The following is a 12,171-nucleotide window of genomic DNA, read 5'->3' as shown; positions in this document are numbered from 1 at the left end:
ACTTCCGGGTCACCCGGAACCACATGGGTCGGTTCCGACGCCTTGACCGCCGAGACCGACTTGGGCGGCGGGGCGTAGGCGCCCAGGCCCTCCAGCAGCTGGTCGATGCCAAAGTGGCGCAGGGCCGAGCCGAAGAACACGGGCGTCATGTGGCCTTCGAGGAAGGACTGCGGGTCAAAGGTCTTGTAGCCCTCCTGGACCAGCATCGAGCCCTCCTCGAGCTCGGCCTGCTCGTCGGGATCGAGATAGCTGCCCATGGCGTTGCCGTGGAAAGCGATAGCCGCGGGGTGGCCTTCGTCCTTGTCCGACCCCTTCTTGGCGAAGGGCAGGAACTTGTCCTTACGCAGGTCCAGCATGCCCTTGAACCGCCCGCCCGAGCCGGCGGGCCAATAGAGCGGCGCGGGGTCGAGGGCGAGCTTCGAGGCGATCTCGTCGAGCAGCTCGATGGGGTCCTGGGCCTCGCGGTCCATCTTGTTGATGAAGGTGACGATGGGGATGTCGCGCAGGCGGCAGACCTCGAACAGCTTCAGCGTCTGGGGCTCGATGCCCTTGGCGGCGTCCAGCACCATGACCGCGGCGTCGGCGGCCGTGAGCGTGCGGTAGGTGTCCTCCGAGAAGTCTTCGTGGCCCGGGGTGTCCAGCAGATTGAACATCAGGCCGTCGTGATCGAACGTCATCACCGAGGCCGAGACGGAGATGCCGCGCTCGCGTTCGATCTTCATCCAGTCGGACCTGGTGCGGCGGTTCTCGCCGCGGGCGCGCACCTGCCCGGCCGCGCGGATCGCGCCCCCGGCCAGCAGCAGGTTCTCGGTCAAGGTGGTCTTGCCGGCGTCCGGGTGGGAGATGATGGCGAAGGTGCGCCGGCGGGCGGCCTCGGCGGCGGGAGAATGGCTCATGGGCGGGCGATAGCGCGTGCCGCGCCCGCGCGCAAACTCCGGTTCAGGCGGCGAGCCTGCGCCAGACCTCGCGATCGGTGGAGAGCGTGTCCAGAAGGCCTTCGTCCTGGCGATGCGACAGTCCAGCCATGACGTTGGCGCCGAGCGTCGCGACACGGAACATCACCTCCTCGGGATCGCAGCCGTAGCTGGGGGACACGAACAGGGCCGCATTGACCCTGGGCGCCTTGGCGATGATCAGGGTGGCCAAGCGGCAGGCCCGCTCCTGTCGATTGAGGTGCAGCAGCGGGTTCTCGGCGAAGAGTTCGCGGCCGAGCTTGCCGACGGCCTCGAACGGCAGGGATTGGAAACGGCGCGCCGCCATCTGCGGCGAGAGCTTCACGCCGCTGAGGTTCAGCACCACGTCGTTCAACAGAAACAGCATTCGGCGGCGCCACCTCGCTCTTGGGACGAGCGGATATGACATGGGGGTGCTTTCGCCGCCGTTGAGGAAGGCGGTGAATGGGCCGCTAACCCTGCTCGACCGGTTCGGTCAGGAAGTGGCGGCCGGTCCGATCGTCGATCTCAACCACCCAGATGTCGGGGTCGATCTTGGCCGCGCGCTCGATATAGCGGTCGAGCTCCGGTTCCTGGTCCGACAGCGAAGGCTGCATCCAGACCCGCTCGCCGTCGCCGCGCGTGGCTTCGGCATAGAGCCGTGTCACGCCCTCCGCGCGGTTCAACACCTTGACCAGCACGCTGCCGGCCCGCGCGTCGCCCTTGCGCAGAACCATGGCGAAGCCGCCCCCCAGCTCCGTCCGGCGGATCAGGGCCGCGACCCAGATGTCGGTGGAAAGCAGCATTCTTCGGTCTCGATAACAGAACGGAAAGGGCGATCGGCTAGGCTCACGCCGAGTTCTCGAACCTATACGAGAAAAGCAGGAACCATGACGAGACCGCGCCGAACCGCGCAGCTCGCCGAACGTGGATGGGTGGGGCTGACGCTGGCGGCGACCTTGGTCGTCTCGCCCGGCGTCGCGACGGCCGGGGCCGTCGACCTCTTCTATGAGCGCACGGTGATGACAGTCGCCGACAGCCGCTGCGGGCTGTTCGAGGCTCCCGTGGGCGCGGCGCTGGCCGCCGGCCAGGCCCAGGCGCGTGGGGCGGTGCTGCGCGCCGGGACCGACCGCGGGACGCTCAAGGCTGTGGAGACTCGCGCGCGCAACAAGGCCGCGGTCATCCCTTGCGACTCCCAGGACCTGAACATCGCCGCCGCGCGGGTGCGGCAGGCCTTCGACGGCTACGCCCAGCTTAGCCGCATGACCTATCCCGGAGATCACGCCCAGTGGCAGGCCGACCGCGCCAGCGGCCAGGCCGCGCGGTGGCGGCTGCAGCAGCAGTCGACCTTCGGCTGGAATCGCATGGTGTTTGGCCTTGCCGGACGCGACGGCGCCAACGCCCTGATGGCGGTGGCGGGCTTCCCTGACGGACAGACGCCCTACGCGGCGCGCCTGGTGTTGCGCGACGCCGACCTGACGATCGGTCCCTATCTCGACACGCGCGGCGAGGCCGTCGGCCGTCTGCCGCTGGCGCGGCGCATGCCGCCGTCCGGCGCCCTGGCCATCTACGCCGCCGAGGCGCGCAGCAGCGCCGGACGCGACCTGCTGCCCAAGGATCTGAAGTCCGGCTGGGCCTTCCGCTTCCCCGCCAAGGCCGCCGCGGCCCTGGCCTCTCTCGACCCGCGCGAGGCCGTGGCCGTGGAGTTCCTGTTCGCCGACGGCCAGGGCGAGACCGTGCGCCGGGCCTATGTCGAGGTGGGCGACTTCGCCGCCGGCCGCGCCTTCCTGCAGGTGGCCAGCCGCTAGAGGGCGGGCTCGGGCTCGCGTTCGACCACGGCCGACTCCAGCAGCACCGGCATTCTCACGATCACGGTCGTGCCGTCGCCCAGCCGGCTCTCGATCGTCATCCGACCCCCGTGCAGTTCAGCGAAGGCGCGCACCAGGGAGAGGCCAAGGCCGGTGCCGGCCGCCCGTTGGCCCGCATCGCCCGCCTGCTCGTAGGGCCGCCCCAGCCGGGCCAGGTCTTCGCGGCTGATACCGACCCCGGTGTCGGCGACGATCACCTCAAGGGCGTCGTCCTCCTCGCGAGCCGTAACTGTTACCGACCCGCCGTTGGGGGTGAACTTCAACGCGTTGGAGATCAGGTTCAGCACGATCTGCTTCAGGGCGCGGCGGTCGGCCACCACGTCGAGCCCATCCTTGGGCAGCAAGCCCCGTAATTGAACCCCCGCCCGGTCGGCCTGCCCGCGCATCAATCGTAGGACGCCGGACACCGCATCGCGGGCGTCGAACTCCTCCCGCGAGAGTTCGAACCGCTCGGCCTCGATCTTGGACATGTCCAGCACGTCGTTAATCAGCTCCAGCAGGTGCGTACCGGAGTCGTGGATCAGCTCGGCGTACTCGGCGTAGCGGTCCGACAGCGGGCCGAACAACCGCTGCTTCATGATGTCGGAGAAGCCCATGATGGCGTTGAGCGGCGTGCGCAGCTCATGGCTCATATTGGCCAGGAAGCGCGACTTGCCGGCGTTCTGCGCCTCGGCGTCGGCCTTGGCCTGCTCGAGGCCAGCCATGCGCGCGCGCTCGGGCCGGCCGTCGCGCAGGGCACCCACCGCGCGGCCGTCCCAGGTTCGGCGTAGGCTGAGCGCAAGCCATCCCTCCGGCGCCGCGTCGGGGATGAAGGCGATCTCAGCAGCGCCTTCGGCAAGGGTCTGCTTCAGGGCCTCGATCAGACGCGGACGGTCCTCGGGCGAGGCCAGGTCGAAGAGCGAGCCTCCAGGCGTCGCCTTCGTCGTCAGGCCGGGCGGCGAGAGACCCCAGACCGCGGTCACCCGGCCCTCCGGATGCACGCCCAGCAGCTGGTGCGGCTGTTCGTCCAGCGCCTGGCGCAGGCGCGCCTCCTGGCGGTCGCGCGATCGTGCGTCCAGCGCGGCCTGCTTCTGCAGGGCCACCAGCCCCGCGCCGAAGGCCAGGACCACGGCGATGAGCGCGATTGTCGAGATCCCGAACGCCAAATCGGGCTCAGGCGGCGGGATCTGGAGATTGCGACCGGCGAGGGCCGCGAGCCCCACGGCGACCAGGGAGGTGGCCGCACCCAGGGCCAGGCCACGACCTCGGCTAAGCGCCACGGCCGCGGCCATCGGGGCCAGCAACCATACCGCCAACGGACCGGCGACGCCGCCAGTCATCAGGGCGGCCAGCGCCGTGCAGAGCCCCCAGCCCAGGATAAGCGCGCCGCGCGCGCCCGCGCCATGAGACTGCTTGAGGAACAGCCCGACCAGGGCCGGAGCGGCGCCGACCGCGAGCGCCGTGAGCGCCCGCTCGGTGGGTGCGAGACCCGCAACCGCGACGCCGACGGCGCCCAGAACGATGACGCCAAGCCAGCCCGCTGACCACCAGACAGCTTCCCGATCCCTGACAGGTCGAGGCTTGGCGGCCGGCTCGGTCGTCCTGTCGGTGGGTAGGCCGTCGGCCACGGTGTTGCGCATGCCTCTCGATACGACGATGGGGCGCGACATTAGCCTCCCGCTTGAGTCCCCGCGAGGCCGCTCACCTGAGGCGCGACCAGGCAAATGCATGATCTTCCACAGAAACGAAATCGTAAGCGCGTGCGCCTAGGATCAAACGCTCCAGCCTTCGAGGCGTTCGACTTCCCATGGCCCAGGCGGCTTACCTCCACCACGAGCCCGATTCTCAGCACGAACCGGCGCGTCTGAGCCCCCGCGCCCGGCGCGAGGCGGCGCTGGATGAGACCAAGCGGTCGTTCCTACGGATGGTCAGCCACGAACTACGCACGCCGCTGAACTCGATCCTGGGCTTTTCCGAGATCATCTCCTCGGAGCTGTATGGCCCGCTGGGTGCGCCGCAGTACAAGGAATATGCCGGGATCATCCGGACCAGCGGCAACCGGCTGCTGAAACTGGTCAACCAGATCCTGGAGATCGCGCGGCTTGAAGGCCGGGCGATGGACATGGACCTGCGCTCCGAAGCGCTCGATCACGCCCTAGACGATGCGCTGGACGGACTGCGGGACGAGATCGCCGCGCGCCGGACCACCATCGTGGTCGAAGGCCAGGGCAGCCTGCCGGCCGTGACCGCCGACGCGCGCGGCCTGCGCAACGTGCTCACCAACCTCATCCAGAACGCCGTCGCCTTCGGGCCGGAGGGCGGCACGGTGCGGATTTCCATCGCGCCGCATGAGGGCGACGTCGAGATCCACATCTCCGACAACGGGCCAGGCGTCGATCCAGAGGACCTGCCGCGCCTGTTGCGCCCCTTCGAGCAGGGGGAGAACGCGCTCACCCGACGCAGCGAGGGCGCGGGCCTGGGCCTGCCCATCGTCGAGCTGCTCTGCCTGGCCATGAACGGGCGGCTCAGGCTGCAATCCGCCCTGGGCGAGGGTCTGACCGCCACCGTCAGATTGCCGGTCGGCTGAACATCGGTTGCGTCGCGGGTCGCCGATCCCTAAGTCGCCGGTGACATGACCGACATCGACCAAGACCTTGAAGACCTCGCCCAGGAGTTCGACTTGCTGGGTGACTGGGAAGAGCGCTACCGCCATGTGATCGACCTGGGGCGCGAACTGGCGCCTCTCACCGACGTCGAGCGCAACGAAGCCAACAAGGTTCGCGGTTGCGCCAGCCAGGTTTGGCTGGTCACCGAACCCCAGGCCGACGGCTCCGTCGCCTTCCGCGGCGACTCCGACGCGCATATCGTGCGTGGTCTGATCGCGGTGCTGCTGCGGCTTTATTCGGGGCGCTCGCCCCAGACCATCTTGGACTTCGACGCCAAGGCCGCATTCGACAAGTTGGGACTAAGCGGCCACCTGTCGGCGCAGCGGTCGAACGGACTGGCCTCGATGGTGGGACGGGTGCGCCGGGACGCCGAGGCCCTGAGCACCGCAGCCTAGGGCCACGCCGGACCCGTCAGGCGGCGCGAATGCCGCTGATGGTGTCGCCCTGGACCCCGACCACGGCGTCGTAGCCCATGATCATATCGACGTCCTTGCCATTGGTGGCCAAGGGCAGGCGCAGCCAGAGGATCGAGAGATGCGCCGCGCCGCGCCAAGCCAGGTTGTGTACCCCGACGGCGGGGCGGCGATCTTCCACCAGCTTGGTCAATTCCGTGCGCCAGTATTCGGCGGCGGATGAATTGTAGACCTCGGGCAGGCTCCGGCCGGTGATTTCGCGGCCGTAGACGCTGTAGAGCCCCGTTCCGGCCAGGCGCAGACGGAAGTCCAGCGGCTCGCGAACCACGTCGATCAGACTGACGGTGGGCAGCAGGCGCTTGAAATCCTCGGGACGGATGTCGCCGCGGCCAGGCAGGCGCGGCCCATGGCGCAGCCCCGACCAATAGGCATAGAGTTCTTCATGTGCGCGGGCGGCCGCCGCGGAAGCTCCGATCTGTGCGGCCATATTCAGATTCCTTAACAACCCCTTGGAATCGCGACGAATCACTTATCGCTCACCCGGTGATTCTGCGGCAAGCGGAAATCGGGGGTGCGACAAGAAATCAGGCAGAAAGGTGGCGGCCGGGGCGCGAAAGCCGCGATCCTTCGCCACGCCGTCACGATGGCGCACAAAAGAAAACGCCCGCCAGAGGCGGGCGTTTCCAGAAGCTCGATCTAAATTTTCGGCTACTTGCTGGCGCGCTTGCGCGGCGCCTGACGACCGCCCTGGCCCAGGCCCATCTGCTTGGCCAGATCCGATCGCGCCTTGGCGTAGTTCGGCGCGACCATCGGATAGTCCTTCGGAAGACCCCACTTCGCGCGGTATTCCTCGGGGCTCATATTGTACTTCGTGCGCAGGTGCCGCTTCAGCGACTTGAACTTGCGACCATCCTCCAGACAAACAAGGTGATCTGGCGTGATCGAGCGACGCACCGGAACCGCAGGTTCCTTGGGAGCGGCTTCTTGCACGTCCGAACCAGAGGTGATCCCCGCCAGAGCGCGGTGGACGCTTTGGATGAGATTGGGAAGATCGGCCGCGGCGACCGAATTGTTCCCGACGTAAGCGGATACGATATCCGCCGTCATCTCAATGACTTCCGATTTCTCGTCCATATTTCTCGGTTCCGTGAGTGCGTTGCACAATTTGGGGGATGACTGATTCACGACAACAGTCATGGCGTCAATATATCGGTCTTCAGTCAAGCACAAGTCTGGAACTCAGTTCGGCGACTGAACGAACACGTTCTTTGTCATTAGAGAACTGTTGCAGCGCACCAATCGGTTGCAGGCACAACCGCCAAGACGTCACTCGCTCATTGCGCGATACGCCAAGATCAGCGACCAAATTCCTTTGAAAGCGCCAGCATGGCGGCCCTCTGGGGCGCCGAGTATTCGTCGATGGCGTCTTCATCGCCGTCACGAATTGCCCGCAACAAGGCCGGAGTCAGCGCCGAGGTCAGTGACCAGTTCCAGTAGCGCAGCACCGTTTGCGCCCGATCGACCGCGATCATGTCATAGGTGGTCATCACCCGCTCGAGCCCTTGCGACAATGCGCCGCCATCCTCGGTCTCGGACCGCTTGAGCCCGCGCCAGAGCGCGCGAATGGCCTGCCGCGGCAGGCCGGTGGCCTTGCAGAGGATCGCCAGGGGCTCGCCGCCCGGATCGGTGAAAATCTTGGCGCCGGTCATCGGCTTGAGGCCGGAGAGATAGGATATCTCCTCGGCGATCTCGCGGGTCAGGCCGTCCTGGGCGGCGGCCACGGCCGCCTCCAGGCTGTCGAACGGACTCTTGTCGATGGCGGCGCGGTTTCGCTGCCGACGCTCGATGAACTGCAGCGCCTTGCGTGACAGCGGATCCTGCCAGCCCTCGGCGGCGGCAAGGGCGAAGATGTCGCTGGTGGCCTCCTGCAGGACTTCGCGGCTGACGGCGAACCTCTGGAGAATGATCCGGCGCGTGTCGGCGTCAGCCCACCAGAACAGGACATAGGCATGGGCGGGTCGGAGTTCCGAGCGCCGAAGCAGCGCCGCGGTCAGCCGCGAATCGCCGCGGGTCAGCGCCACGATCGCCTCGACCGCCGCGTTGGACAGCCGCGCCAGGTCGTTCTTCAGCAGGCATTCGATGACGATGATCTCGCCGAACTCGATGAGAACGTCGCAGACAACCTCATTGACCCCGCGCCGCAGGGCGATCAACCGGCGATGCTCCAGGTCGGTGAGCCGCACGCAGTCGAGCAGATCGGCGTCCGACAGCGACGGACATTCGATCAGAAGCTCCTCCGCCACATCCACGTGGTCGCGCAGCAGCAGGCGCACCAGGCTGGCCGGAATCTCGGTCAGGCCGGCCAGGCGCCGCGCCACCTTCTTGCGCTCGTCGGGCTCGGCCTCGCGCAGCATGTCCACCAGCAGGTCGGCGGTCATGGAACGCTCGAAGGCGTTCACACGTGAGCTGGGCAGGCAGACAACGTCGGCCATGCGCTTGAGCAGGGCTCCGCGCGCGCGGAAGGCCTGCGCGGGATCGGGCGCGGAGACGGGATCGGACGAGGGGGCGGCTTGGTTCATGGGGCGATCCGCCAACGAATCTAACAATGGAACCATAGCCTGCTTAACCGCGCGTGATCAGCGGAACTGCGGGGCCTCCCAGTCAGGCCAGATATCGGGCAGGTCCGACGACACCTTGTTGGGGAAGACAGGCGGGCGTTTCTCCAGGAACGACATAACGCCCTCGCGGGCGTCGGCCATGGCGCCGCGCGTCTGGATGCCCCGGCTGTCGGCGCGATGGGCTTCCATGGGATGGGACGCGCCGGCCATGCGCCAAAGCAACTGGCGCGTGAGGGCGATGGAGACGGGCGCGGTGTTCTCGACGATCTCGCGGGCCAGGGCCTTGGCGGCCGGCAGCAGATCCTCGGGCGCGTGCAGCGAACGCACGAGGCCGCGATCCAGCGCCTCCTGCGCCGGGAAGACCCGCCCGGTGTAGCACCATTCCAGCGCCGTCTGGACGCCAACGAGCTTGGGCAGGAACCAGGACGAGGCTGCCTCAGGGTTCAGCCCGCGCCGTGCGAACACCAGGCCGAACCGCGCCTCGGTCGAGGCCATGCGGATGTCCATGGGCAGTTGCATGGTGACCCCGACCCCCACGGCGGGACCGTTCACCGCGGCGATCACCGGCTTGAGGCTGTCGTAGATCCGCAGGGTCAGCAGGCCGCCGCCGTCGCGCTGCAGGCCCTCGCGGGTGCGGGCGGCCTTATCCTCGCCGCCGCGCGCATCGTAGTCGAAGGTCTGGGCCCCGCCCGAGAGGTCGGCGCCGGCGCAGAAGCCCCGCCCGGCGCCGGTCACGATCACCGCCCCCACCGCGTCGTCGGCGTCTGTGACGTCGAAGGCGGCGATCATGTCCTTCATCATCTGGGTGTTGAAGGCGTTGAGCTTGTCGGGTCGATTGAGCGTCAGGACCGCGACGCCGCCCTCGACTTCCAGCTTGAGGGTTTCGAAAGTCTGGGTGGCCATCTCGTTCTCCCTTTTCTTCACTCCGCCCCGCTTGACGGACGGTCCGTCAAGCGCCGCATATGAGCCTGAACAACGATAAGTTTGGGAGGACGGCCGCGGCGCGGAGACGCGCGTCCGGTCGCCGTGAGGAAGAAAACATGCATCCGGCCACACACGCCAAGACCCATCCCGACCGCGCCGCCTACATCATGGCCGGGTCTGGCGAAACGGTGACCTACAAGCAGTTGGACGAGCGCTCGAACCAAGGCGCGCACCTGTTCCGGTCCATGGGCCTGAAGACCGGCGACGTCATCGCCATCCTGATGGACAACCATCCCCGGTTCTTCGAGATCGCCTGGGCCGCTCAGCGCTCGGGGCTCTATTTCTGCTGCGTCTCGTCGAAGCTCACGGCGGGCGAGGTCGAATACATCATGAAGGACTGCGAGGCTCAGGTGCTGATCACCTCGCCGGGCGTCGGACCTGTCCTCGACGAGATGCCCGCCCTCCTACCGGGGGTGAAGCTCTACATGGTGGGTGAGGCCAGAGCGCCGTATCAGAGCTTCGAGGCGGCCCGCGCGCCGATGCCGACCACGCCCATCGCCGACGAGAGCGCCGGCGCCGACATGCTCTATTCGTCGGGCACCACCGGCCGGCCGAAGGGGATCAAGCACCCGCTGACCGGCTCGGCCATCGATGCGCCCAACGCCCTGTCGATGATGGCCGAGCACCTGTTCGGCTTCCGCAACGACAGCATCTACCTCTCGCCGGCTCCGCTCTATCACGCCGCCCCCCTGCGCTGGTGCATGGGCGTCCATCGCCTGGGCGCCACGGTGGTCCAGATGGAGAAATTCGATCCCGAAGACGCCCTGCGCCTGATCGAAAAACACAAGATCGACGTCGGCCAGTTCGTGCCGACCCACTTCGTGCGGATGCTGAAACTGCCGCCCGAGGCCCGCGCCCGCTACGACGTGTCGTCCATGCGCTCGGCGGTTCACGCCGCCGCGCCCTGCCCCATTCCGGTGAAGGAGCAGATGCTGGCCTGGTGGGGCCCGGTGATCCACGAGTACTACGCCGGCAGCGAGGGCAACGGGTTCTGCTATATCGGCCCGCACGATTGGCTGACCCACAAGGGCTCGGTGGGCAAGGCGACCTCGACCGAACTGCACATCGTCGGCGAGGACGGCGAAGAGGTTCCGCCGCGCACCGAGGGCACGGTCTACTTCGGCGGCGGCGCGCCGCTGGTCTATCACAACGCCCCTGAGAAGGTGGCCGAGAACACCAACAAGCACGGCTGGACCACCCTGGGCGACGTGGGCTGGGTGGACGAAGAGGGCTTCCTCTATCTGACCGACCGCAAGAGCTTCATGATCATTTCGGGCGGGGTGAACATCTACCCGCAGGAAATCGAGAACCTGCTGATCACCCACCCCAAGGTGGCCGACGCCGCCGTGGTCGGCGCCCCCGATGAGGAGATGGGCGAGAAGGTCGTGGCCGTGATCCAGCCCGCCGACTGGGACAGCGCCGGCGAGGATCTCAAGGCCGAACTGTCGGCCTATTGCCGCGCCAATCTCAGCCACATCAAGTCGCCGCGCCTGTTCGAGTTCATGCAGGAGCTGCCGCGCCATCCGACGGGCAAGCTCTACAAGCGCCTGATCCGCGACGCCTATTGGGGCAAGGAAGGCTCGAAGATCGTCTAGGCGGCCAGCGCGCCCCAGACCGCCATCGCCATGCCCATGGCGCGCATGTCGCCCGTCGTCGTGCCGGCCATCTTGTTCATCGCGTAGCCGATGGTCGTGCGGGCATCCATGTCGATGATGATCAGCGAGCCGCCGTAGCCGCCCCAGAAGATCGAGTTGGGATTGGGCAGGGGCACGGTGGCGCTGGGCAGGCCAAAGCCCATGCCGAACCGCGCCGGACCGCCGAGGATCAGGTCGGTTCCCTCGATCTGCACTTCGAGCGCCTTGCGGCATCCGGCCTCCGAGAGCAGCCGCTTGCCCTTCGCCACGCCGCCATTGGCCAGAAGTATGTGGATCTCGGCCACCGAGCGGGCGTTGCCGTGTCCGCCCGCCGCCGGGATCTCGGCGGCCCGCCAGGCGCGGGTGCGGGTCTCGCGCGGGTCGATGCCCGGATTGCGCGACATGTTGGCCACCAACGGCGACTGGTCCCCATCGCCGATCGCAGCGCCCGGCGGCGGCGGGATCAACTCGGCGACGCGAGCATCTTCCGAGGCCGGCAGGCCGATGTGGAAGTCGGCGCCCAGGGGCTCGGCGATCTCCTCGCGGAACACCGTGCCCAGCGACTTGCCGGTGATGCGCCGCACCACCTCGCCGACCAGGAAGCCCTGGGTCAGGGCGTGGTAGCCGCTTTGAGTCCCCGGCTCCCAATAGGGCGCCTGCGCCGCCAGCAGAGCGGTGACCTTGTCCCAGTCATAGACGTCCTCGACAGTGATCGACTCTTTCCAGCCTGACAGGCCAGCGGCGTGACTCATCAGGTGGCTGACCTTCACCGCGCCCTTCCCGGCGGCGGCGATCTCGGGCCAGTACTTGGCCCCCGGCGAGTCGAAATCGAGTTCGCCCCGGTCGGCCAGCAGCAGCGACGTCAGCGCCGTCATGGTCTTGGTGGTCGAATAGACGTTGACGATGGTGTCGGCCTCCCACGGCCGGGTCTTGGCCTCATCGGCCCAACCGCCCCACAGGTCGACGACGGTCTCGCCTTCAACCGTGGCGCAGAACGAGGCGCCCACATCGGCGCCCGAGGCCAGATTGGCCTCGAACGCGGCCCGCGCCCCCGCGAACCTATCCTGTGTGAACCCG

The 12,171-nt window shown here is 67.7% G+C and carries 13 protein-coding genes; 4 read left to right on the top strand and 9 right to left on the bottom strand.

Going from position 1 to position 12,171, the window contains the following annotated elements; genetic code table 11:
• From RMO04_RS02650 to RMO04_RS02640, 3 genes are all read right to left on the bottom strand, one after another.
• The coding region (locus tag RMO04_RS02650; protein WP_309643246.1) for a GTP-binding protein at positions 1 to 896 on the bottom strand (896 nt) is incomplete at its 3' end.
• A 43-nt stretch (positions 897 to 939) separates the two neighbouring features.
• Positions 940 to 1,320 (bottom strand): hypothetical protein, encoded by a 381-nt coding sequence (locus tag RMO04_RS02645; RefSeq protein WP_309643245.1) that lies wholly within the window; start codon positions 1,318 to 1,320, stop codon positions 940 to 942.
• Between the two features lie 85 nt (positions 1,321 to 1,405).
• The gene (locus tag RMO04_RS02640; RefSeq protein WP_309643244.1) at positions 1,406 to 1,738 is read right to left on the bottom strand and encodes a DUF1491 family protein; all 333 of its coding nucleotides are present in this window, start codon (positions 1,736 to 1,738) and stop codon (positions 1,406 to 1,408) included.
• 84 nt (positions 1,739 to 1,822) lie between these two features.
• Between RMO04_RS02640 and RMO04_RS02635 the strand changes: the two genes are divergently transcribed.
• Positions 1,823 to 2,740: a hypothetical protein gene (locus RMO04_RS02635; protein ID WP_309643243.1), complete on the top strand. Its 918-nt coding sequence runs from the start codon at positions 1,823 to 1,825 to the stop codon at positions 2,738 to 2,740.
• Here the strand turns inward: RMO04_RS02635 and RMO04_RS02630 are convergent.
• Positions 2,737 to 4,419, bottom strand: coding sequence for an ATP-binding protein (locus tag RMO04_RS02630; RefSeq protein WP_309643242.1), 1,683 nt, complete (start codon positions 4,417 to 4,419; stop codon positions 2,737 to 2,739). The genes RMO04_RS02635 and RMO04_RS02630 overlap by 4 nt on opposite strands.
• 167 nt (positions 4,420 to 4,586) lie before the next feature.
• On the opposite strand from RMO04_RS02630, the gene RMO04_RS02625 reads away from it, so the two are divergent.
• Both RMO04_RS02625 and RMO04_RS02620 read left to right on the top strand, forming a co-directional pair.
• Entirely contained in the window at positions 4,587 to 5,366 is a 780-nt protein-coding gene (locus RMO04_RS02625; protein ID WP_309643241.1) for a HAMP domain-containing sensor histidine kinase, read from the top strand.
• A gap of 45 nt (positions 5,367 to 5,411) precedes the next feature.
• Positions 5,412 to 5,840, top strand: coding sequence for a SufE family protein (locus tag RMO04_RS02620; RefSeq protein ID WP_309643240.1), 429 nt, complete (start codon positions 5,412 to 5,414; stop codon positions 5,838 to 5,840).
• Between the two features lie 16 nt (positions 5,841 to 5,856).
• Here the strand turns inward: RMO04_RS02620 and RMO04_RS02615 are convergent, their stop codons facing one another.
• The 4 genes from RMO04_RS02615 to RMO04_RS02600 form a co-directional block, all read right to left on the bottom strand.
• Entirely contained in the window at positions 5,857 to 6,345 is a 489-nt protein-coding gene (locus RMO04_RS02615) for a PAS domain-containing protein (protein WP_309643239.1), read from the bottom strand.
• A gap of 221 nt (positions 6,346 to 6,566) precedes the next feature.
• Complete coding sequence (locus tag RMO04_RS02610) at positions 6,567 to 6,992, bottom strand: MucR family transcriptional regulator (protein WP_309643238.1); 426 nt, start codon at positions 6,990 to 6,992, stop codon at positions 6,567 to 6,569.
• A 221-nt stretch (positions 6,993 to 7,213) separates the two neighbouring features.
• Positions 7,214 to 8,437 carry a DUF2336 domain-containing protein gene (locus tag RMO04_RS02605; RefSeq protein ID WP_309643237.1) on the bottom strand — a complete coding sequence of 408 codons (1,224 nt, stop codon included), beginning with the start codon at positions 8,435 to 8,437 and terminating at the stop codon, positions 7,214 to 7,216.
• 57 nt (positions 8,438 to 8,494) lie between these two features.
• Positions 8,495 to 9,379 (bottom strand): crotonase/enoyl-CoA hydratase family protein, encoded by an 885-nt coding sequence (locus tag RMO04_RS02600; RefSeq protein ID WP_309643236.1) that lies wholly within the window; start codon positions 9,377 to 9,379, stop codon positions 8,495 to 8,497.
• 137 nt (positions 9,380 to 9,516) lie between these two features.
• Between RMO04_RS02600 and RMO04_RS02595 the strand changes: the two genes are divergently transcribed.
• The gene (locus RMO04_RS02595) at positions 9,517 to 11,055 is read left to right on the top strand and encodes an acyl-CoA synthetase (protein ID WP_309643235.1); all 1,539 of its coding nucleotides are present in this window, start codon (positions 9,517 to 9,519) and stop codon (positions 11,053 to 11,055) included.
• On the opposite strand, the gene RMO04_RS02590 is transcribed toward RMO04_RS02595, so the two are convergent.
• On the bottom strand, positions 11,052 to 12,171 hold a 1,120-nt coding region (locus RMO04_RS02590; RefSeq protein WP_309643234.1), incomplete at its 5' end, for a serine hydrolase domain-containing protein. The genes RMO04_RS02595 and RMO04_RS02590 overlap by 4 nt on opposite strands.

This window comes from Phenylobacterium sp. (assembly GCF_031412415.1).
In the GTDB taxonomy this organism is placed as follows: domain Bacteria; phylum Pseudomonadota; class Alphaproteobacteria; order Caulobacterales; family Caulobacteraceae; genus Phenylobacterium.
Note: the sequence above shows the minus strand (reverse complement) of the source record. Positions and strands in the feature narration are given on the sequence as shown.